This is a genomic window from Streptomyces sp. NPDC001852 (assembly GCF_042891825.1).
Taxonomy (GTDB): domain Bacteria; phylum Actinomycetota; class Actinomycetes; order Streptomycetales; family Streptomycetaceae; genus Streptomyces.
Genome location: NZ_JBIATN010000027.1, coordinates 90,916 through 112,734, shown reverse-complemented (window position 1 = coordinate 112,734; position 21,819 = coordinate 90,916). Strand labels below are relative to the sequence as shown.

The window sequence follows — 21,819 nt, the reverse complement described above, 5'->3', positions numbered from 1 at the left end:
CGCGCGCGGGGGGGGGGGGGCGGGCGGTGGGGTGGGGGGCGCCCCCCCCCCCCCCCGCCCCCCCCGGGCCGGGGGGGGGGGGGGCCGGCGGGGGGGCCGCCCCCCCCCCGGCGGAAGGGATGCATGTTCCTGTGCGTGGAGCGACGCGGCGTCAGCCGGTCGTGCTGCCCGAGATCCACTCGCTCCACGGCATGTTCCAGTCGCTGAGGCCGTTGTCCGGGGCGAGCGTGGTCCTGTCCGCGGAATTCTTGACGACCACGACGTCACCGGTCATCGAGTGGTCGAAGAACCAGGCGGCGGGCTGCCTGCCGTCGCCGCCCCCGATGACGTCCTTCAGGCCCACGCAGCCGTGGCTGGTGTTGACCTTGCCGAAGACCGAGTCGGCACCCCAGTAGTTGCCGTGGATGAACGTGCCCGAGTCGGTCAGGCGCATGGCGTGCGGCACGGCCTCGATGTCGTACGCGGGCTTGCCGTCCTTCTTCTTGAGGCCGACGCTCGCACCGTTCATGTGGATCTGCCGGAACTTCTCGGAGATGACCATCCGGCCGTTGTACGTCGGGTGCTCGGAGCTGCCGGACGAGATCGGGATGGTCCTGATCGTCCTGCCGTCCCGTACGACGGTCATCTGCTTCGTCCGGGCGTCGACGGTGCTGATCTGGCTGCGGCCGATCTTGAACGTGACCGTCCTCTGGACGCCGTGGCGGGTGAGCCTGACGGTGACCGTGGAGCCGGGCTTCCAGTAGCTCTCCGGGCGGAAGTCCAGGCGGTCGTCGTCGAGCCAGTGGCCGACGACCCGCTGGCCGCTGCTGGAGCCGACCCGGATCTGCGACTGCACGGCGGCCTTGTCGCTGATGGGCTGGTCGAAGGCGAACGTCACCGGCATGCCCACACCGACGGTCGAGCCGTTCTCGGGGGAGAGGTGCCCGATGAAGTCGTTGGCCGGCGAGGCCGTGGTGATCGTGGCGTTCGCGGTGGCGGAGCGGCCCTTGGCGTCCTCGGCCTCTGCGGCGATCTGGTACCTGGTGGCCCGCTCCAGCACGCCGTCCGGCTTCCAGGACGTGCCGTCCGCGGACAGTGTGCCCGGAATCTCGGCACCGGTCGCGACGGCGGTCATGGTCACCTTGGTGAGCCGGCCGTTGCTGACGGTGACTCCGACGGGGGTGTTGATCCCGATGTTGTAGGCACCTTGACCGGGCGTGATCCTTATTCGGGCGTCGGAAGCGTCCTGGGCGGTCGCCCGAACCAGCCGCGCCTGCGCGGTCGGGTGGTTCCCGGCGTCGGCGCGGCCGGTCGCAGCGCTGCTGGTCCCGCCGAGGGCCGTGACGGCGAGTACGCCGCCGAGTACGCCGGCCGTGGCCATCAGCCCGGTGCGTCGCTTACGTGCCGTGATCAAACGCTTCTCCCATCGCAACCGGATTGAAAGAACCACCTTTATGCATTCATCCGGCCTGAAGGGAGTGATTTGTGGTGAATGCCACGCCTCGTGGGCAGTCGGTCCACGCCCGCCGCCCGGCGCAGGCCATGGCAGGGACGCCCGCGGCGGAAGCGGGCCGCATCGGCTGGTGCCGGCCGGCCCGGGTGGGCAGCGCCAGGGCTGCCCACCCGGGCCGGAGGGTGCCGCAGGATCAGTCGCCCTCCTCGGCGAGGGCCGCCAGCTCACGGTCCACGGCGCGCTGGTGCTCCTCCGCCTCGTCGCGGGCCCTGCGCGGGCTCCAGCGGCCGGCCATGGCGAAGATGAACGGCAGGAAGATCACTTGCCCGGCGACACAGATCAGCCACCAGGTGCGCCACTGTCCGGGGCCCTGGGCCGCGGCGCTCTTCACCTGGGATCCGTAGCGTTGCAGCAGCGCCAACTGCGGCTGGGCCCTGTGCACGGTCGCCAGGCCGTCGGCCCCGACCTCGTGCGCCGCCTGGGCCGCCAGTGCCGGCGGGACCGCGGTCGGAGGGTAGGCGTCGAGTCTGGCGAAGAGCCGGGGGTGCGCGTCGATGACGGCCAGCGCGGGGGCGGCCTGGACGCCGGCGGCCTTCACCTGGGCGCCGTGCTCGACCAGTGGCGTGGCCGACGTCACCACGACCGGGACGAACGCTGTGGAGATCGCGACCACCGCCCGGATGATCCATCCCCACACGGCCAGACCGGTCGCCGTGGCGGCCGGGTTGTGCTTCTCCACGGTCTCGGTGAAGCTCGCCATCCAGGGCGCGTAGGTGACGCCGGTGAGCACACCGATGGCGACGAACAGTGCGGCAAAGGTGTAGTAACCGGTGTGCGGTTGTGTCGCGCGCAGGGCGAAGAGCGCGGTGACCGCGATCGAGCCGACGGCTCCGACGATCATGAAGGGCTTGCGCACCTTCAGCTTGTCGGAGAGCAGCCCCGCCGCCACCAGTGCCACCGCGTTGGCCGCCCAGTACCAGTTGGCCAGCCCGTTGGTGCGCTGCTCGCTGTAGCCGAAGGTCGCCGCGAAATAGACGACGAAGTTTCCCACGGCGCCGAAGTAGAGCAGGAGGAAGAGGCTGACGGCCGTGGCCGAGCCGACGACGTCCAGCCGCAGCATCTGCCGCCAGTGGCCCGCGGCCGCCGCCGTCGGATGCGTGCCCTTGGCCCGCGCCTCGACGAGCGCACGGTCGCGGAGGCTGACCATGATCTGGTCACGCAGCCGGGGCGAGAGCTCACGCAGCCCCACCAGCGCCAGCACGAAGACACCGAGGCAGGCCCAGCCGGAGTAGCGCAGCTCGTCCTGCCAGCCGGCGAAGGACAGGGTGCTGCTGGTGACGACGGTGACGACCAGGCTCCCGATGACCGGGCCCATGGTCCAGTAGCCCATCGCGGTGGCTCGGCCGAGCTGTGGGGAGAAGTCCCGGATCAGTGCCGGCGTGGCCACCAGCACGATGCCTTCGATGAAGCTGAGGCCGGCGAAGAGCACCAGGTAGGTGGTCTTGTCCGGGGCGCTGGGCAGGCCGAGGAGGCTGAGCAGGGCGGCGATGAGAAGCCCGTAGACCACCATGTTGGCCCGGCCCCATCGGTCGGCGAGCCCCGCCACCAGCGAGGCGAAGGCACCGACCGCGTTGCCGATGACGCTGACCCACACGAAGTAGCCGTAGGTCATGTGGAAGTGCGTGATGATCGACGTGGCGACCGCGTACTGCACGTAGAGGGCGTAGTACAGGACCACGGTGGTCACCACCACGATCCCCAGGTACGCCATCCGGCGTGAGGTGACGGGGTAGTGGTCCAACTCGCGGCGCCACAACCGGGCGGCGCGGTGGGGGGTTTCCGGCGTGCCGGTACCGGTATCGGCCGGCCTGAGATTCGTGTCGTCGGGCGAAGCGGGCATGGCGGTCATGCGGCGGCTCCTGGGGTCGGGCCCATGGGCCCGGTGCGGTGGGTGTGGACAGCGCACGCCTTGCGGTGCGGCGGGCACGAGCACTGTTCGGCCGGGTGGGCCGGAACCCGGGTCTCTGTCGAGACGGGGAAGATGTGCGCAGAGGCTAGTACCGACCAGTCGGTACGGCCTAGAGGGGTGCGTGGGGATACCGAAACGTGACCTCGCGCCGGGGGAGTCGTGGGGGCTCCTTGCGCTGCCCGTCCGCGCGGAGGCGGTCTTGGACTGTGTGGTGCAAGCTTCGAAGAGCAGGGGGGACCTCGCCGGTGGGCCGAGGTGCGGGGTTCGCGGCATCTCGGCCGGCCACGGGCGCGATGACCTGTGAGGGTGATCATGAGTGTGAGGGATCCGAAGGCCGGGCACGCGGAAGCGGTGGATCAGGGCGTCACGACGCCGGGCGCCGCCGTCGCCGAGGGCGATGCGCCACTGGCGGGGTGTGCGGCGCTGGTGACGGGTGCGTCCAGCGGCATCGGTGCGGCCACCGCCCTGATGCTGGCGCGGCAGGGCGCCGCCGTGGCGGTGGTCGCCCGCCGTACCGGGCGGCTGGAGGACCTGGCCGCAGTGATCCGAGATCGGGGCGGCTCGTGCAGCGTGCTCACCGCCGACCTCGAGGACGCGACGCAGGCACGTCGGGCCGTCGAGGACGCCGTGGACCGCTGCAGGCGGTTGGACGTGCTCGTGAACAACGCCGGATACGTGGCCATGGGCGCCGTCGGGGAGGGCGACCCCGCGGAGTGGGAGCGGATGGTCGATCTCAACCTCAACGCCGTCCTGCACCTGTCGCAGGCAGCGTTGCCCCATCTGCTCCGCGCGGCGGCGAACGGCCCGCGCGGGGTCGCCGATCTGGTGAACGTCAGCTCGGTCGGAGGCCGGGTGGCGCGCAGGAACAACGCTGTGTACTCCGCGACGAAGCACGCGGTGGGCGCGTTCAGCGAGGCGCTGCGTCAGGAGGTGACGGGAAGGGGCCTACGGGTGGGGCTGATCGAGCCGGGTCTGACGGTGACGGAGATGGCGACGGGCCCCGGGGCCGCCGCCGCCCGCGGCATGCCGCAGAACGCTTGGCTGGAAGCCGAGGACATCGCCCGTGCCATCACCTTCGTGATCACTCAGCCCCCGCATGTCGCCGTCAACGAGATCATGGTCCGCCCCACGGCCCAGGAACACTGACCGCCGACCCACTGGGAACCATCCATGACCGGCCTGACCGTCGTCCTGTTGCTCGTGGTCCTGGCCACGGCGGTGGCGACCGGTGCCCGGCGCTGGAGCCTGCCCGCTCCGTCACTCCTCGTGATCGCCGGTCTGGTCGTGGGGCTGATGCCCTGGGTTCCCGAGGTGCGTCTGCCGCCTCAGGTGATCAACGTGCTGGTGCTGCCTCCGCTGCTGTACGCCTCGGCCGGGGAAATCTCCGTACGCGACCTGCGCGCCGTATGGCGGCCCGTGAGCGGACTGGTCTTCGGTCTGGTCGTCGTCTCGGCCCTCGCCGTCGGGTACGTGGCCGCCGCCCTCACCCCGCTCACCGCCGCGACCGCGCTCATCCTCGGCTCTGCCCTGGCCAGCACCGACCCCGTGGCCGTCACCGCGCTCGGCCGGCGTCTGTCCCTCCCGCCGCGCGTGCAGGCCCTGGTGCAGGCGGAGAGCCTGTTCAACGACGCCACGTCGCTGGTCCTGTACAAGGTCGCCGTGGTGACCGCGGTGACCGGCAGCGCCATCAGCGTGTCCGGGACGGCCCTGCAGTTCCTGGTTCTCGCAGGCGGCGGAGCCCTCATGGGTGCGGCGGTCGCCGCGCTGGTGACGCTGATCCGCAGACGGACCGACGACCCCATGCTGGAGACCGTCATCGCGTTGGTCACCCCCTACGCCTCCTACGTCATCGCGGAGGAGTCGCACACCTCCGGCGTGACCGCCGTCATCGTGTCCGGGGTCGTCCTCGGCAGCACCGGCCACAAGCTCAGCAACGCCTCCGTCCGCCTCCAGGTCCACGCCGTCTACGACACCGTGACCTTCCTGCTGGAGAGCGTCGTCTTCGCCCTGATCGGCCTCGAGCTGCCCTCCGCCGTCCGCCATCTCGCGCGCGACGAGCACGGCTGGCCGCTGTGGGTGCCGGTGATCGCCTTCACTCTCCTGGCGATCCGCCTGCTGTGGATCTTCCCGCTGTCCGCCCTGATCCACGGCCGGCACAGGATGGGCGACAACCGCCTGTCCTGGCGCGTTCCGGCCGTCCTGTCCTGGGCGGGCACCCGGGGCGTCATGCCGCTGGCGGCCGCGCTCTCCATCCCCCTGGTCACCCACACCGGGGCGCCGCTGCCCCACCGGGCGCTCATTCTCACGCTCACCACCGGGACGGTCGCGCTCACTCTCGTCTTCCAGGGTTTCACCCTGGCCCCGGTCGTGCGTCGCTCCGGCATCGCTCTGGAACCGGAGCACACCGCTCGCGAGGAGGCGCGGACCCGCCGGCACATCGCCCATGCCGCTCTCGACGAGCTCAAGCAGCTGGGAGATCTGGATGAGCTCGGCGAACTGGGTGCCGCCGCGCAGGCCGCCCTGAAACAGGCCCGCCGTCATCTGGAAGCGCGCATTCACCAAGTGGAAGACGCCCACTACAGTGACCCGGACGCCCGTCCTGCCGACGCCTACCGCGAGATTCGCCGGACACTCATCGCCATCGAGGCGGCCGAGCTCCAGCACCTCTACGAAGAGAACAAGATCAGCAACGCCACCCGGCGCCGCATCCAGTACGAACTCGACCTCGAAGAAGCCAGCCTGCGCCCCCGCGACTGACCCCCGGCCCGGTCACCCTCGCCGCCACCTGCTGCCGACGAATCCGACTCGGGTCACCGGCCGGGCTCGGGGAGGGGCTGTTCGGTCCAGATGGACTTGCCGGTGCGGGTGTGGCGGGTGCCCCAGCGCTCGCAGAGTGCGGAGATGAGCTGCAGGCCGCGGCCGCCCTCGTCGGTGGCGGAGGTGTGGCGGATGTGCGGCGTGGTGAGGCTGGCGTCGGAGACCTCGCAGATCAGTGCGCGGCTGCGGAGCATGCGCAGCCGGATGGGGCCACAGGCGTGCCGGACGACGTTTCCGACCAGCTCGCTGACCAGCAGCTCGGTCGTCATGACCAGGTCCTCGTCGGACAGGCCCCAGTCACTGAGCTGGGCGCGGACCAGGTCGCGGGCCTGGCCGGCCGCCACCGGATCCTCGGGCAACGGCCACTCGGCGACGTTCTCCGCGTTCAGCGGGTGGGCGCGGGCCAGCAGCAGGGCGGCGTCATCGCTCAGTGCGCCGTGGGCGGGGAGGAGGGCGGAGGTGAGGTCGGCGCAGAGAGCGTCCAGGTCGGACGCGTCGGGCGATGAGGTCGGCATGGCGCGCACGGACCGCGAGAGGAGCTCGGCGAGGTGGCTCATGCCCGTGGTGACGTCCCGCTCCTTGCTCTCGACCAGACCGTCGCTGTAGAGGGCGAGCAGGCTGTCGGCGGGCAGTACGGTCTCGTGGGTTTCGAAGGGCGGGGCGGCCACCCCCAGGGGCGGGTCCGGGGTCATGGGCAGGAAGGTGACGGTGCCGTCGGGGTGGGCCACCGCCGGGGGCGGCTGGCCGGCGCTGGCGTACGACAGACGCCGGCTCACCGGGTCGTAGATGCCGTACAGACAGGTCGCGAAGGCATCGTTCCCCAGGTCGCCGACGATGTCGTTGAGGTGGCCGAGTATCTCGTCGGGCGGCAGCTCCAGCTCCGAGAGGGTGCGCACGGCCGTGCGGAGCCCTCCCATGGTGGCGGCCTCGGCCATGCCGTGGCCCATGACGTCGCCGATCACGAGTGCCACCCGGGCCGCGGAGAGCGGGATCACGTCGTACCAGTCGCCGCCGACATCGGCTCCCTGCTTGGCCGGCTGGTAGCGCGCCGCGGTCGTCAGCTCGGGCAGCTTCGGCAGCGCCTGCGGCAGCAGGCTGCGCTGGAGGGTACGGGCCCGGGTCGTCGCCTCGTCGTAGAGCCCGGCTCGCTCCAGGGCCTGCGCGATCAGTCCGCTGAGCGCGGTCAGCAGCGTTCGTTCGTCGTCGTCCAGTACCCGTGGCCGGCCGAAGGAGATCACCGCCGCGCCGATCTCGCGCCCCGACACCGCCAGTGGCAGAAAGGCCCACGCCTGCTTGGCGCCCTCCCGGACCAGGGTCTCGGTCCCCGGATAGCTCTTGAGGAACTCCTCCGGGGAGGAGATGCAGAGGGGGGTGCGGGTGCGCAGGGCGTCGCCCACCGGATTCATGGTGTCCCGCACCGACCAGCGCCCGTCCAGCAGCCGGGTGAAGCGTTCCGTGTATCCCCGGGAGCCGACCACGGTCAGCCGGTCGCCGACCGTGCCGAGCATGACCAGTCCGGTGGCCCCGAGGGGGGTCATCACGCCGTCGGCCACCGCCGCCATCACGTCCTGGGCCGTGACGGCCTCGGCCAGCTCCCGCGTGATCCGCTGCACCAGGGCCGCCCGCTCCGCGGACGCCCGCTCCGCGTCGGCCCGCTCGGCCTCCCGCAGATGCCGCTCGGTGGTGTCGGTGATGTAGAGCGTGAGGCCTTCCGGCACCGGCACCAGCCGCAGGTGGTACCAGGACGTCCCGTCCGGGCCCGGTATGTCGAATCCGGCCGGCCGGCCCGTGGCCGCCGTGGCCCGGCACTGTTGCTCCAGCCCCGGTACGACACGTACCGCGGGAATGTTCCAGAGCAGGGCTCCGGCCACGTCTCCCGCTGAGCCCAGGAGCCGCTCGGCGGCATGGTTGAGGAATCCGATGCGCCACTCCGTGTCCAGGGAGACGAAGCCGTCGCTCATGTGCCGCAGGGCCTGCCCCACCGACTCGGCGGCGGCATGCGTTTCGCTGCTGTCCCGGAGGGTGCCGAGCACCTTCACCGGTACCCCCTCCTCGTCCGTGATGGTCCGGGCGCGGGCCTCGATCCAGAGGTAGGTGCCGTCCTGGCGCCGGATCCGGTACTCGTTCTGGAAGCCGCCGCGCAGCTGGATGCCCGTGTCGAAGCCGGCCACCGCCGCCGGCAGGTCGTCCGGGTGGATCAGCGCCGCCCACGCCTCGATGCCGCCGTACATCACATCCGGATCGACGCCGGCCAGCACCTCCTCGACGGGCCCGTCGGCGGTCAGCTCGCCGGTGCGCAGGTCCCAGGTGTACGCGATGGACGGCACCCCCTCCTCGTGCCGTGGGGGGGCCTCCTTGGGTCCCGACCCGCTTTCCAGGGCGCGCAGCAGGGTGGGGGACGGATTGAGGATCCCGGACGACTTGAGCCTTCCGGACATCCAGGCCGCCACCTCGTTCAGAAACGCGCGCTCCGACGGGCCGGGTTCGGCGCCCGGGGCGAAGAGGACGGAGAGCGCGCCGCGTCGCCGGCCACGGCCCGGAATGGGGACGGCCAGGTGACCGATGCCGGCGGGGAGTCCGGAAGGCCACAGGGCGGCGGGGTCCCGGCCGGGGACCGGGTCGGGCGGGGCCAGGTCGCGCTGCCAGGTGACGGTGTTGTCGAGGGCGGCCCGGCTGGGCGGCGCCGCGCCCCGTACCGGGATGATCAGCCAGGGGCGGGTCATCGACTCCGGCAGGCCGCTGTCGGCCACCAGGTAGAGGACGCCACTCATGCCGCCGCCCGGAAGGTGCACCATGCCGCCCAGGCCGTGCACCTCGGCCACCGCCTGCTGGAGTGCGGTCAGCAGCACTTCGACATCGCGCCGCTCTTCGTCCACGGCGTCGAGCAGCCGCATGCGCACGCGGTGTCGCTCCAAGGGCCGCACAGTCTGCATGGTTCGCAGTTCCTCCGGCTGGTGCAGCGGACGGGGGGTTCGGGGCATGGACGTTCCGATGCCCTGCGTATCGCTGCCTCTGGGATTCACCATGCCGACTGTCGCCTCCGCTCGCCGCTCGGCGGCTGGGCTGGATGTGATCGTATGGGGACACAGCGATCTGATTCGCCGGATCCATCTTAATCCGGATGAATTTAGGCGATTTAATCCGCCCTGGAAGGTTTTCGCAATGGATCGACTGTCTGTGGCATTGGCCCCACTTTCTGTAAGCATGCAGCTCGACCACGTGGACTCATCACACGAATCCGAGGCCACCTGCATGCGCCGGGCACATGTCGGATCCGCTTGCAGGCCCCTATCGTGCGCGGCACGCGCGAGGAGATGGGGAGTCACCGACATGACGCGTCACGACGAGGCCGGTCGCCGTAAGGCCGGGCCGGAGGCTGATCCGTACGAAGAACTGAGCGTGCCCGTCAGCGGCGGCGAACTCGCCGTGCTGCGCTGGCCCGCGGCCGAAGCGGGCGCCCCCGTCGTGCTCGCGGTGCACGGCATCACCGCCAACGCGCTTTCCTGGGCGCGGGTCGCCCACCACCTCGCGGGCCGGGCCACTCTCATCGCGCCCGATCTGCGCGGCCGGGGCGGCAGCCGGTCGCTGCCCGGCCCGTACGGCATCGCGGCACACGCCGCGGACGTGGCCGCGCTCGCCGACGCGTTCGGGTTGCAGGGTGCGGTGCTCGCCGGCCACTCGATGGGCGCCTTCGTCAGCGCGTTCACCGGCGTACACCATCCAGGGAGGTTCGCCTCGCTCGTCCTCGTCGACGGCGGGATCGGCTTCCCCGCACCGACCCGTCTGGACCCCGACGCGCTCCTCGACGCCGTCATCGGCCCGGCGATGCGCCGGCTGGCGATGACCTTCCCCGACCGGCAGGCCTACCGTGACTACTGGCGGGATCATCCGGCCTTTTCCGGCTCGTGGTCGCCGTGGGCGGACGCCTACGTCCAACGCGACCTCGTCGGCGCGGAACCGCGATTGCGCTCGTCCTGCGTCCGCGACGCCGTGCGCGTCGACGGCACACAGGTGCTGTGCGATCCCGAGGTACTGGCCGCGGCAGGTCAACTGAAGCTTCCCGCCCGGCTTCTGTGGGCCGAGCGGGGCCTGATGGACGAGCCGCAGGGACTGTACGACGAGCAGCGGCTGGCCGCCGCCGGCCTCGCCCCCGCCCGGCCGGCGACGCACCGGGTGGCCGGCGTCAACCACTACACCGTACTCATCGGCGACGACGGCGCGCGCACCGTGGCGGGCCATCTGCTCGACGCGGCGGGCGCGAGCGGCGGTGTGGTCGGCACGAGCGGCTGACTGGGTAGACCCGTGGCAAGCACGGGTCTTCCGCATGAACCAGTCGTTCCGGATGCAGGAGAGTGAGCTATGCGTGTTCCGATGACGGTCGCCGACTTCCTCGAGCGGGCCGAGCTGGGTTTCGCCTCCGACACCGGTGTGGTGGACGAGCCGGATCAGCCCGGTGTGCCGGTACCGGAGTCGACGTACGGGCGGCTGGGCGAGCGGGTGCGCGCCTGGCAGGCGGGGCTGGACGCGCTGGGCGTGGGCGAGCGTGAGCGGGTGGCGGTGGTCAGCCACAACTCCGCACGGCTGCTGGAGCTGTTGTTCGCGGTGCCGATGAGCGGTCGCATCTGCGTGCCGGTCAACTTCCGCCTGGGGCCCGACGAGGTCGAGTACGTGGTGCGGCAGAGCGGCTCGTCGGTGCTGCTCGTCGACCCGGAGCTGGACGAGGCGCTGTCCGGGGTCAAGGCGCGCCACCGGTTCGTCCTCGGGGAGCAGACCGAGAACGAGCTGATGCGGTTCGGCGTGGCCCCCCGCCCGTGGTCGGAACCGGACGAGGACGCCACCGCCACGATCAACTACACCTCAGGGACCACGGCCCGCCCGAAGGGGGTGCAGCTGACCCACCGCAACATCTGGGTGAACGGGGTCACCTTCGGGCTGCACACCAGGGTGTGGGAGCGCGATGTCTACCTGCACACGCTGCCGATGTTCCACTGCAACGGCTGGGGCATGCCGTATGTGATGGCCGGACTGGGCGTGAAGCAGGTGGTGCTGCGCAAGGTCGACGGCGCGGAGATCCTGCGCCGGGTCGACCGGCACGGCGTGACGCTCATGTGCGGCGCGCCGGCGGTGTGGAAGGCGGTGCTGGACGCGGCGGCTTCCTGGGAGGGGGAGATCCCCGGCCGTGACCGGGTACGGATCGTGTGCGCGGGGGCTCCGCCGCCGAGCACGCTGATCCAGCGGGTGGGGGAGGAACTGGGCTGGGAGTTCACGCAGATCTACGGCCTGACCGAGACGTCCCCGCTGCTCACGTTCAACCGGTCCAGGCCGGCGGATGCGGGACTGCCCGCCGGGGAGCGGGCGCGCAAACTGTCCCGTGCGGGACTGCCCGCGCTGGGAGTCAGGCTGAAGGTCTCCGGGACCGGCGAGGTCCTGGCCCGGTCGAACGTCGTGCTGGACGGGTACTGGGACAAGCCGCAGGAGACCGCGGTGGCCCTGGAGGACGGGTGGTTCCACACCGGCGACGGTGGCAGGATCGACGAGTCCGACGGTCACCTGACGATCACCGACCGGAAGAAGGACGTGATCATCACCGGCGGCGAGAACGTGTCGTCGATCGAGGTGGAGGACGTCATCTTCGGCCACCCGGCGGTCGCCGAGGTCGCCGTCATCGGCGTGCCGGACGAGAGGTGGGGCGAGACGATCAAGGCCCTCGTGGTGCTCGCCGAGGGGGCCACGGCGACCGAGGCCGACATCATCGCCCACTGCAAGCAGCGCATGGCCGGCTACAAGGCGCCGACGAGTGTCGAGTTCCGCGACGCCATCCCGCGTACGGCCACCGGCAAGATCCAGAAGTTCAAGCTCCGCGAGCCGTACTGGTCCGGGCGGAACCGGAAGGTCAACTGACCGCCGGTCTCGTGGCAGTCCGGCTTCACACGGTGTACCGGGCGGGGGTGGTGCCCCGGGCGGCCGGGCATAGACTCGAGCCGGTGCGCCCTCGGGCGGGGCCCGAAGCGGGAAGTGGGTGTCCATGAGCGGGGAATGGACGGGGGCCGGACTGCCCCCGGCGGCAGCCGCGCGCATCGGGGAGGTGCGGAGCAGCGGGACATGGTCCTCGGCGCTGTCCACCGGTGAGTTCGCCGCGCTGCGCGCCGTGGGGTTCGAGCCGGTGGGCCAGGTCATGGGCTCGGCCGTCTACCACGTGGGCCGCAGCGGCCGGTACTGGGGCTATCACGACTGTCTCTACGGAGGCATGCAGTACGCCTTCAGCAGCGCCCCGGCGCCCCTGGCCCTCTCCGGACGCGGCGCCCCGTCCGCCGGGCTCGTCGAGGTGCTCGACCGGGCGCGCCGCTCGGCCCTGGACCGGATGACCGCCGAGTGCTCGGCCCTCGGCGGCGACGGGGTCGTCGCGGCACAGCTGACCGTGGCGCCCTTCCCGGCCCAGCCCCACTGCCTGGAGTTCAAGGTGATCGGGACCGCGGTGCGCGCGGCCGGGACGGTACGGGCGCCGCAGCCGTTCACCTGCCACCTCGACGGCCAGGCGTTCGCGAAGCTGATGACCGCGGGATGGGTTCCGGTGGAGCTGCTGTACGGAATGTCGATCGGCGTACGCCACGACGACTACGGCATCCGCGCACAGACGCGCTCCTGGAGCAACACCGAGGTCGGCGGCTGGAGCGAGCTCGTCCAGGCAGTGCGCTCCGACGCCCGTGCGCACCTGTGGGCGCAGACGGGACGGCGCGGCGGCGACGGCGTGATCCTCTCCGCGGGCCGCCTGCGCATCTGGGGCGAGCCGTGCATGCGCAGGAGCAACGACGACCAGGAGGACCACGTGGCCGAGGCGACGCTGCTGGGCACCACCGTCGCCCGCTTCACGGTGCGCGAGCAGCCGCCCCGCACACTCACCGTGATGCCGCTCGACCCGGAACGACGCCGGCGGACCATGCGCAGCACCGCCACCGACATGCGATGAGGGGAACCCGTTCATGACCGTCTTCAACCCCGCCGACGGCACTTCTGACGGCATGTCCGCCCAGGGTGTGCCGGCCGACGCGATGCGGCGGCTCGCCGAACTGCAGCCGGGCAAGCCGGGTTCGATCTTCACCAGCGACCTGTCGGTCAACGAGTTCCTGCTGGTCCGCGAGGCGGGGTTCCGGCCCATCGGCCTCGTGCTGGGCAGCTCGATCTACCACGTGGGCATCCAGCTGGGCCGCTGGGGAAAGAACCAGGAGCTGACGACGCTCAGCCAGGCGATGTACCACGCCCGGGAGCTGGCGATGACCCGTATGGAGGCGGAGGCGGCCCAGCTGGGCGCGGACGGCATCGTCGGCGTGCGGCTGAGCGTCGAGGCCCGTGAATTCGGCAACGACATCGCGGAGTTCATCGCGATCGGCACCGCCGTCAAGGCCGATCACCCGGCGCCGGGCGGCAACGGCGGCAGCTGGCGCAACCTCAAGGGCCAGCCGTTCACCTCGGACCTCAACGGTCAGGACTTCTGGACGCTCATCCGTGCCGGCTACGCCCCCCTGGGCATGGTGATGGGCACCTGCGTCTACCACATCGCGCACCAGCGGATGGGGCAGATGTTCTCCAACATCGGCAAGAACGTGGAGATCGAGCAGTTCACGCAGGCCCTGTACGACGCGCGGGAGCTGGCGATGGCGCGGATGCAGCACGAGGCGGAGGAGCTGCGGGCGGAGGGCATCGTCGGCGTTCAGCTCAACGCGCACAACCACCGCTGGGGCGGTCACACCACCGAGTTCTTCGCGATCGGCACGGCGGTGCGGCCCCTGCGCGAGGACCATGTCATCGAGCGCCCGACGATGGTGCTCAGCCTGGACGGCTGAGCGCCCGGCCCAGCAGACTCGGATCGACCGCACACCACGAGAGGCCCCCGCGATGACCTCGCCACACGACCCCGTCCCGTTCGAACCCGGCGGGGAACCGGACTCCGTCGACCTGCTGACGGCCGCGCTGCGCAGGGACGCCGCCGACCTGGAGGTCTACGCCCAGGTGCTCACCGGGACCCTTGCGGAGGCGCTGCCGCCGGGTTCCGTCGCCGTCGAGCGCAGGCGGGGCCTGGCCGACCGGCTCGCGGGGCGCGACGGACGCGTCGAGCGGGTCGAGGTCTCCCTCGGTGAGCAGCGTCTCGTGCTCGACCTGGCGGGCGGGCATCCCGAGGGCGAGGTGTGCAAGGAGGTCCGCGGCGTGGTGCTGTCGCGGCGCCCCGTGGCGCTCGACGAGTGGGTGCGCGAGCTCGCGCTCGCGGTCGCGGCCCGCGCGCGGTCCGACGCGCGGGCACGGGCGGCGCTGGAACGGCTGGTGCTCGGGCAGTAACGCCGCCGCCCGAGCACCGACCGGCCCGCCGGTGGCCGGTCCCGGCCCACCTCCTTTCGAGGTCATCCGCAGGTCAGCACGGGGTTCACCCAGTCGCCGTGGTCGTTGCCGCTGCCGTCGCCGCCGTCCCCCACGGACAGGTCGAGGACCTGCCCGCCGGTGACGGGGACGTCGATGGTCAGGGGCGCCGACTTGCCGTTCAGGACGGGGGTGGTGGTGAGGACCTTGCCGTCGAGGAGGACGGAGAAGGTGACGGTGCCGGGGTCGCCGTTGTCGACGCCCACGGTGGCGGTGAACCTGCTGCACCGTCCGGCGAGGTGAACCATGACGTCGCTGGGCGAGTTGGTACCCAGGCCCTTGGCGTAGACGGTGCCGGCGAGCGTGAGCGGTGTGCCGTCGTTCGCCGCGGTGCCGCCGACGCTCTGGTCGCGTTCGACCGGGCCCCAGCCATTGCCGGCCGACAGGAACGGCAGGTCGCTGACCTGGTCGGTCCCGGCGGGCGGCGGGGGCGGGACGGCGGCGACGATCCGTTCGTCGGTGACGGTGGCGGACCGGTGGCGCCGGACGAACGCTGCCGTGGCTTTCAGGGCGCTGGTCTTCGCCATGTCGGCGGGGGTGGTGACGTCCCAGCTGAAGGTGACGGAGGCGCCGGGCGCGATCCGCCCGGCCGTGGTGGGCGTGGGCTTCGGGGAGACGGTCCAGCCGTCGGGTGCGGCGAGGCGCGCCGTCACGCCGGAGGCCGTGGGGGCGCCGGCGGGCACCTGGAAGGTCGCGGTGGCGGTGAAGTGCTGCCCGGCACCGGCCGACCCGGGCGTGTTCAGGGTGAGGTGCGCGCCCGGCGCGGCGGGCATGGCGTAGCGCGTCCGGTCGTAGCGCGGGCTGTCGTTCGGCGTGACCCTCAGCGAGGACGCGTAGCTGCCGTAGTCGGTCAGCGCGACCTTGCCGAGGCCGCCGGTGGAGCCGTCCAGGTTCCACACGGCGATGGCTATCCGGTTGTTCCCGTTCGGGTTCAGGATGCCGTCGGGGACGGGGAAGCTGTGCTGCGGGCCGAGGTAGTTGACGTAGTTGCCCATGTCCCAGCCGTTGACGTAGATCTCGGCGCGGTACCTGCGCGACGGGTCGTCGGTGAGGGTCAGGCCGAGCGAGGTGTCCTGTCCCTTGGGGAGGTCCAGGGCGACGTCGGTGGTGTACCAGGAGACGCCCGGGGTGGTGTCGGTGGCGGGCAGGGTGGCCGGGGTCCAGTCGCCGGTGGGGTAGCCGGGCAGCATCCAGCCGGCCCGTTCGCCGTACAGGCCGCCGGTGGCCAGCGGGCCGCGCACGGTGTCGACGGGGGTCTCACCGCCGCGGACGCCCTGCAGCCGCCAGGTGACCGTGTTCAGCGGGTTGCCGTCGAGGAGCGCGCCGGTCAGGCCGCGGGCGGCCTTGTTGCCGTTGGACTCGTTGTAGTCCTCCTCGTGGCCCATGTCGACCGTCAGCACCGAGATCACGTTGTCCGCGCCGGCCTTGACCGCCCCGGCCGGGAAGTCGTAGGTCTTCTGGCCGTCGGTGGTGGAGCTGCTGAGGAAGGTGCCGTTGAGCCAGACCGAGGAGGCCGCGGCCTTGCCACCGCTCTGCGTGGCCAGGGTGATGCCGGTCTCCTTGCCGGTGCCGGTGAACCTGCCGCGGTACCAGGTGCTGCCGGTGTGGAAGCCGTAGTCGTCGGCGAACAGGACGGGGAGGCTGCCCGGCTGTGTGGTGCTGTGGGTGGTGGTCCTGTCGGCCACCTGCCAGGCGGAGTCGTCGAAGGCGGGCTGTGCCTCGGGGGACTCCTGCCGGTGCTTCCAGTCGGTCAGGGCGGGGAGGGTGACGGGGGCGGCGGTGGGCACGGTGCCGGTGAGGCTGCCGCCCGCCGAGACCTTCGTGTGGACCGGCTTGCCGTTCCAGGTCAGGGAATCGGCGTCGGCGAAGACCTCGACGGAGCCGTCCGTGCCGGTGTCGCCGGTCAGGTTCAGCGTCGTGGCGGTCGTGGCGGAGTACGACGCGCCGCGCAGCAGGTGGGTGCCGCGGACCAGCACCGGGCCTTGCGGGGTGTCCTGACGCCAGAAGGTCTTGGCGGTCGCGGTGTCGGCGAGCAGCAAGGTCAGCGGGTGGCTGCCGCCGGTGACGGTGACCCGGGTCAGGCCGGTGTGCCGGTAGTTCAGGCGCAGGTCGCCCGTGGCCGGGTCCCAGGCGGAGTCGACGGTGCCGCCCGAGGAGGTCACCGTCGGCTTGGCCGCAGAGTGCAGGACCGTTTCGCCGTCCGAGCCGTGGTCGCCGTAGAGCACCGCGATGTCACGCCCGGCGATGGTGGCGTCGGTCATCAGCTGCGAGGTGGAGTACTGGAGGCGGGTGGCGCCCAGGTCGTAGTTCGCGACGATGATCGAGGACTCGCGGCCGTTCAGGGTGAGGGCGGTGCCGGGCTGCTGCGGGACGGTGTAGACGGGGGCGGTCGCGGCGGAGCCGGTGGTCACGTCGATGGCGTCGACCGTCACGAAGGTGCCGGAGGCGGCGGAGCCCTTGGTGCCGGTCACCGTGATCTTCAGGGTGTGCGGTCCCTTGGCGAGGCCGCTCGCCCGGTACGCCACGTACTGGTTCTGCTTGGACGCGCCGTAGGTGTCGACCGTCTTGACCTTGGTGCCGTCGAGGTAGACGTCGGCGATGCCGTGGTTCGTGTCGAGGTTGCTGATCCACTTCACGCCGGTGCCGGTGAAGGGCACGGTCACGCTGTCGCCGGCGGTGTTCGAGAACGACTCGGTGTGCTGGTAGTCGCCGCCGGTGTAGTTCTGCTCCGCGCCGACGTGCGACCAACTGCCGGTGTACGCCAGGGCCTTGTCCGGGTCGTCGTAGGTGTAGCCGGGGTGGGCGCCGAGGTCGATCGTCACATGGGCGCTGTCGCTGCTCGTGGCGGTGGAGTCGGCGTGCCGCAGGACATGGAACTGCGTTCCGGTGTCGGGGTTGGCGCGCGCGGTGTCGACGATCCCCGGGTTGTCGGTGGGGGTGGCGGGCAGCGCGTCGGTCTTGGTGAGGGGGCTGACGGCATGGGTGAAGTAGCCGATCAGTTTGTCCTGGTCGTACTTCGGGTCGAGTTGGCGGGTCTCGCGGATGGCGGCGCCGTAGTCGTACGAGGTGTAGTTCTCCGGCATGCCGAGCCAGCCCCAGTTGGTGCCGCCGTAGGTCATGTAGAAGCTCTGCGAGGTCGCGCCGACCGCGATGTTCTGCTTGTAGAACACGTCCGCGAACCGGTCGTTGATGAGCTGGGCGCACTTGTCGTAGCCGGGGCCGCCCCACGGGTCGAAGGCACCGCCCTGGAACTCGGCGGTGGCCAGCGGCTTTCCGGCCACATGGTCGTAGCTGATGTCGGGAACGCCGTTCCACTTGCCGGGATCGGAGCAGTTGAAGCCCTGCGGGTAGGAGTCGGCGGCGTCCACGTCCAGGGCGGCGTCACCGGAGTTGAAGGTGCCGTTGTTGTTGCCGACCAGCGGCACCGTGATGCCGTCGGCCTTCGCCTTGTCCTCCAGGTGCTTCATGTAGGTACGGCCGGCCGCCGAACCGTGGTAGTACTCGTTCTCCACCTGGTACTCGATGACCGAGCCGGTGCCGTTGGTGAGTTGGTGGCGCTGGATGATGCGGTCGATGCGTGTCTGCCACTCGTCGCTGTACTTCAGGTACTCCGGGTCGGAGGTGCGGGTGTTGCCGGCCCTGGTGGAGAGCCAGCCGGGGAAGCCGCCTCCGTCGACCTCGGCGTTGATGTACGGGCCCGGGCGGGCGATCACGTAGATGCCCAGGTCGTTGGCCATGTCGAGGAGTTTGTCGACGTCGCGTACGCCGGTGAAGTCGTAGACGCCGGGTGCCGGGGAGTGGTACCCCCAGTCGAAGTAGAGCGACACCGCGTTGAATCCCGCCGCCTTCATCTTCTGCAGCGTGTCGAGCCAGAGGGCCTGGCTGGGCAGCCGGAAGTAGTGGAACTCTCCCGACCACAGGTACGTCCGCTTCCCGTCGATCAGGAACGAGTAGCCGTCGTACGTCACCGAGTGGGGCGCGGTTGAGGCCGCGGCAGCCGGTGCGGCGGAGGTGGTCCTGACGGCAGACGGCGTGACGGCGGAGGTCCTGACGGCGCCCGCCGCGGGCTGCACACCTGCGCCTACGCCACACACCAGGGCGATGGCCGCAGCGATCGACAAGCGACGTCTGGCTGCCCGGTGACCCGAGCCCTGAGCCTTCATCTGGTCCTCCAGCACGGTGATCGCCCGCCGAATGCCACCCATTGCAACAGAACTGCGGCTTCAGGGCTTTGAGTTATGTGCGAATCTGTTGGCGTGAGGAGTGTTGCGGGCCGACGGCGGCAGCGCAAGACCTTGGGCGCGGTCGCGCCGCGCCGGCCGGGATCCGCCTGAAAACCATTGCCGTGCAGGGGGTGTTGACGGGCCTCGCCGGCATCCTAAGATCCCTGCTGCTCGAAGTACCGATCGATGTCCGGTATATCGAACAACGTTGGCCGTGCAACGGTCCGTCACAAAGGAATGAGCCGCATGCCCTCAGAAGCCGGAGTGCCCCGCAGAACCGTTCTCACCGTCCTGGGCGCCGCCTCCCTCGCCGGGACCTTCGCCGCCGCCGCTCCCGCCGGGGCCGCCGGACTCACCGGCGCCACCGCGGGCGCCACCGCGGCGGACCTCCCCGCCGCGGCCGCCCACTGGAGCTTCGACGAAGGCTCCGGCACCTCGGCCGCCGACTCCTCCGGCAACGGCCGCACCGCGACGCTCCAGGGCGCGGCCGGCTGGGGCACCGGCAAGGCCGGCGCCCACAGCCTGAGCCTCGCGGCAGGCGGCAACGCCACGGCGTCCGGGCCGGCCCTCGACACCTCCAAGGCCTTCTCGGTGGGCGCCTGGGTCAACCTCGCCCAACTCGGCGGCTACCAGACCGCCGTCAGCATCGACGGCAAGGTCGTCAGCTCCTTCTACCTGGGGCTGCGCGACGACACCGGCACCTTCGCCTTCGCCCGGCTGGGCTCGGACGCCACCCAGAACGCCGCGGTGGCGGCCGCTGCTTCGGCGCCCACCGCCGGCACCTGGATCCACCTGGCCGGCGTCAGCGACCCGACCGCCGGCGTCATCCGCCTCTACGTCAACGGCGTGCTGGAGGGGGAGACCGCCTACACCGCGGGCTGGGCGGGCAGCGGCGACACCGCCGTCGGCCGTGCGCTCTACGGCGGCGGGCACGTCGACCAGTGGCACGGGCTGATCGACGACGTGTGGATGTTCCCGTCCGCCCTCACCTCCGAGCAGGTCGCGGCGCTGGCCGGGGTCCCGGTGGAGACCACCACGCCGCTGCTGAGCGTGGACGTCGGCAACCCCGCGCACGCCGTGTCCCCCGTCCTCCCCGGTCTGATGTTCGAGGACATCAACCACTCCGGCGAGGGCGGCATCTACGCCGAACTGGTGCAGAACCGCTCGATGATGGCCGACGACACCTCGCCCGTCCACTGGTCCACCGTCGGCGGGACGACCCTCGCACTCGACTCCACCACCCCGCTCAACGTCGCGCTCAACCGTTCCCTCAAGGTGGTGCTGCCGAGCGGCACGGGGGCCGGGAACCGGGCCGGCGTCGCCAACGACGGCTACTGGGGCATACCGGTGCGGCCCCGCACCACGTACACCGCCCGGCTGTTCGCCAAGGCGTCGCGACGCATCGGCCCGCTCACGGTGGCCATCGAGTCGGCGGACGGCGCGACGGTGTACGCGTCCGCCCGCGTGCCCCACATCGGCACCGGCTTCCCCGACCGCCCCTTCGAGCTGACCCTGCGCACCGGTTCGCGCGCCCCCGTGACCGGTGACGCACGGCTGACCGTGACCACGGCCGACCCCGCCGCAGCGGGCGAGACCCTGTGGCTGCAGCACGTGTCCCTCTTCCCGCCCACCTACCACGACCGGCCCAACGGCCTGCGCATCGACCTGATGGAGAAACTGGTCGCGCTGAAGCCGAAGTTCCTGCGCTTCCCCGGCGGGAACTTCCTCGAGGGCAACACGATTGCGACGCGGTTCAACTGGAAGAACACCATCGGCCCGGTCTGGGAGCGCCCCGGCCACAAGGACGACGCCTGGGGTTACTGGTCCACGGACGGCCTCGGACTCCTCGAATACCTGCAATGGGTGGAGGACCTGCACGCCCAGCCGGTCCTCGCGGTGTACGCCGGCTACTCGCTCAGGGGCGAACACGTCACCGGCGACGCGCTGAAGCCGTTCGTGCAGGACGCGCTCGACGAGATCGAGTACGTCACCGGTCCCGTCACCAGCACCTGGGGCGCACGGCGTGCCGCCGACGGACATCCGGAGCCGTTCCCGCTGGAGTTCGTGGAGATCGGCAACGAGGACTGGCTCGACACCTCGGGGTCGTACGACGAGCGGTTCGCGGCCTTCCACGACGCCATCAAGGCGAAGTACCCGCATCTGAAGCTGATCGCCACGACGTCCGTGACGAGCCGCACGCCGGACCTGATCGACGAGCACTACTACCTCGCGCCGTCCGCCGCCCAGGCCTCCACCCACAAGTACGACAACCGGGACCGCAACTCGACGAAGGTGTTCGTCGGCGAGTGGGCCGCCCAGGAGGGCCGTCCCACCCCCGACCTCGACGCGGCGCTCGGCGACGCCGCCTGGCTGGCCGGGCTGATCCGGAACTCGGACCAGGTCCTCATGGAGTGTTACGCGCCGCTCTTCTCGCACGTCAAGAACAACGTCTGGGCCACGAACCTGATCGCCTACGACAACCTCACCAGCTATGTGTCGCCCAGTTACTGGGCACAGCACATGCTGACGAGCAGGATCGGCAAGGCGGTGCTTCCGGCCACCGCACGTGCGCTGCCCGGTCTCGCCACGGTGGCCACCCGCTCCGGGAACCGCCTCTACCTCGCGGTCGTCAACTGCGGGACGGAGAAGGTGAACGTGCCGGTCGAGCTGAAGGGGCTGGCCAAGGGGGTCAGGAGGCAGGCCACCGCGACGGTCCTCACCGGCCCCTCGCGCACCACCACCAACACGCTGACGGAACCCGACACGTTGGTCCCCAGGACGAGCACCGTCACCGGCGCGGCAGCGTCCTTCACCAGCACGGTGCCGCCGCTCTCGGTCACCGTGCTGGAGCTCGTCCTGACCTGATCGCTCACTGCCCGACGCCCCGGTGGGGCGTCGGGCGACGGATTTCAGTACCGGCGACGGATGTGCCGCCGGACAGTTCCCCGGCGGCCGCTTGCGCGTATGGC

At 71.2% G+C, this 21,819-nt stretch carries 12 protein-coding genes; 8 read left to right on the top strand and 4 right to left on the bottom strand.

What is annotated here, in order from left to right; all coding sequences use genetic code 11:
* Positions 1-151 precede the first annotated feature (151 nt).
* Both ACFYZB_RS35485 and ACFYZB_RS35480 read right to left on the bottom strand, forming a co-directional pair.
* A complete protein-coding gene (locus ACFYZB_RS35485) occupies positions 152-1,393 on the bottom strand; it encodes an Ig-like domain-containing protein (RefSeq protein ID WP_388765518.1) in 1,242 nt (413 codons plus the stop codon).
* A gap of 232 nt (positions 1,394-1,625) precedes the next feature.
* On the bottom strand, positions 1,626-3,341 hold the full coding sequence (locus ACFYZB_RS35480) for an MFS transporter (RefSeq protein ID WP_388765516.1): 1,716 nt from the start codon (positions 3,339-3,341) through the stop codon (positions 1,626-1,628).
* 372 nt (positions 3,342-3,713) lie between these two features.
* Between ACFYZB_RS35480 and ACFYZB_RS35475 the strand changes: the two genes are divergently transcribed.
* A complete protein-coding gene (locus ACFYZB_RS35475; protein WP_388765514.1) occupies positions 3,714-4,547 on the top strand; it encodes an SDR family NAD(P)-dependent oxidoreductase in 834 nt (277 codons plus the stop codon).
* 24 nt (positions 4,548-4,571) lie between these two features.
* Entirely contained in the window at positions 4,572-6,158 is a 1,587-nt protein-coding gene (locus ACFYZB_RS35470) for a Na+/H+ antiporter (protein ID WP_351214318.1), read from the top strand.
* Between the two features lie 53 nt (positions 6,159-6,211).
* Here the strand turns inward: ACFYZB_RS35470 and ACFYZB_RS35465 are convergent, their stop codons facing one another.
* Positions 6,212-9,151: a SpoIIE family protein phosphatase gene (locus ACFYZB_RS35465; protein WP_388765512.1), complete on the bottom strand. Its 2,940-nt coding sequence runs from the start codon at positions 9,149-9,151 to the stop codon at positions 6,212-6,214.
* Positions 9,152-9,548: 397 nt separating this feature from the next.
* Here ACFYZB_RS35465 and ACFYZB_RS35460 point away from each other — a divergent pair, with 397 nt between their 5' ends.
* From ACFYZB_RS35460 to ACFYZB_RS35440, 5 genes are all read left to right on the top strand, one after another.
* Positions 9,549-10,508 (top strand): alpha/beta fold hydrolase, encoded by a 960-nt coding sequence (locus ACFYZB_RS35460; RefSeq protein WP_388765511.1) that lies wholly within the window; start codon positions 9,549-9,551, stop codon positions 10,506-10,508.
* 69 nt (positions 10,509-10,577) lie between these two features.
* Complete coding sequence (locus tag ACFYZB_RS35455; protein ID WP_388765509.1) at positions 10,578-12,119, top strand: AMP-binding protein; 1,542 nt, start codon at positions 10,578-10,580, stop codon at positions 12,117-12,119.
* Between the two features lie 124 nt (positions 12,120-12,243).
* Complete coding sequence (locus ACFYZB_RS35450; RefSeq protein ID WP_388765507.1) at positions 12,244-13,185, top strand: heavy metal-binding domain-containing protein; 942 nt, start codon at positions 12,244-12,246, stop codon at positions 13,183-13,185.
* A gap of 13 nt (positions 13,186-13,198) precedes the next feature.
* Positions 13,199-14,059 carry a heavy metal-binding domain-containing protein gene (locus ACFYZB_RS35445; RefSeq protein ID WP_388765506.1) on the top strand — a complete coding sequence of 287 codons (861 nt, stop codon included), beginning with the start codon at positions 13,199-13,201 and terminating at the stop codon, positions 14,057-14,059.
* Positions 14,060-14,111: 52 nt separating this feature from the next.
* Positions 14,112-14,549 carry a hypothetical protein gene (locus ACFYZB_RS35440; RefSeq protein ID WP_388765504.1) on the top strand — a complete coding sequence of 146 codons (438 nt, stop codon included), beginning with the start codon at positions 14,112-14,114 and terminating at the stop codon, positions 14,547-14,549.
* A 62-nt stretch (positions 14,550-14,611) separates the two neighbouring features.
* Here the strand turns inward: ACFYZB_RS35440 and ACFYZB_RS35435 are convergent, their stop codons facing one another.
* Positions 14,612-18,700, bottom strand: a complete 4,089-nt coding sequence (locus ACFYZB_RS35435) for a beta-galactosidase (RefSeq protein ID WP_388765502.1) — start codon at positions 18,698-18,700, stop codon at positions 14,612-14,614.
* 396 nt (positions 18,701-19,096) lie between these two features.
* On the opposite strand from ACFYZB_RS35435, the gene ACFYZB_RS35430 reads away from it, so the two are divergent.
* The gene (locus ACFYZB_RS35430) at positions 19,097-21,715 is read left to right on the top strand and encodes a LamG-like jellyroll fold domain-containing protein (RefSeq protein WP_388765500.1); all 2,619 of its coding nucleotides are present in this window, start codon (positions 19,097-19,099) and stop codon (positions 21,713-21,715) included.
* The last annotated feature ends 104 nt before the right edge of the window (positions 21,716-21,819 follow it).

Excerpts from the sequence above, each read along its gene's own strand:
- ACFYZB_RS35460 (WP_388765511.1), top strand. The coding sequence starts at position 9,549 with ATGACGCGTCACGACGAGGCCGGTCGCCGTAAGGCCGGGCCGGAGGCT.
- ACFYZB_RS35480 (WP_388765516.1), bottom strand. The coding sequence starts at position 3,341 with ATGACCGCCATGCCCGCTTCGCCCGACGACACGAATCTCAGGCCGGCC.
- ACFYZB_RS35455 (WP_388765509.1), top strand. The coding sequence starts at position 10,578 with ATGCGTGTTCCGATGACGGTCGCCGACTTCCTCGAGCGGGCCGAGCTG.
- ACFYZB_RS35440 (WP_388765504.1), top strand. The coding sequence starts at position 14,112 with ATGACCTCGCCACACGACCCCGTCCCGTTCGAACCCGGCGGGGAACCG.
- ACFYZB_RS35450 (WP_388765507.1), top strand. The coding sequence starts at position 12,244 with ATGAGCGGGGAATGGACGGGGGCCGGACTGCCCCCGGCGGCAGCCGCG.
- ACFYZB_RS35430 (WP_388765500.1), top strand. The coding sequence starts at position 19,097 with ATGCCCTCAGAAGCCGGAGTGCCCCGCAGAACCGTTCTCACCGTCCTG.
- ACFYZB_RS35445 (WP_388765506.1), top strand. The coding sequence starts at position 13,199 with ATGACCGTCTTCAACCCCGCCGACGGCACTTCTGACGGCATGTCCGCC.
- ACFYZB_RS35475 (WP_388765514.1), top strand. The coding sequence starts at position 3,714 with ATGAGTGTGAGGGATCCGAAGGCCGGGCACGCGGAAGCGGTGGATCAG.
- ACFYZB_RS35465 (WP_388765512.1), bottom strand. The coding sequence starts at position 9,151 with ATGCAGACTGTGCGGCCCTTGGAGCGACACCGCGTGCGCATGCGGCTG.
- ACFYZB_RS35470 (WP_351214318.1), top strand. The coding sequence starts at position 4,572 with ATGACCGGCCTGACCGTCGTCCTGTTGCTCGTGGTCCTGGCCACGGCG.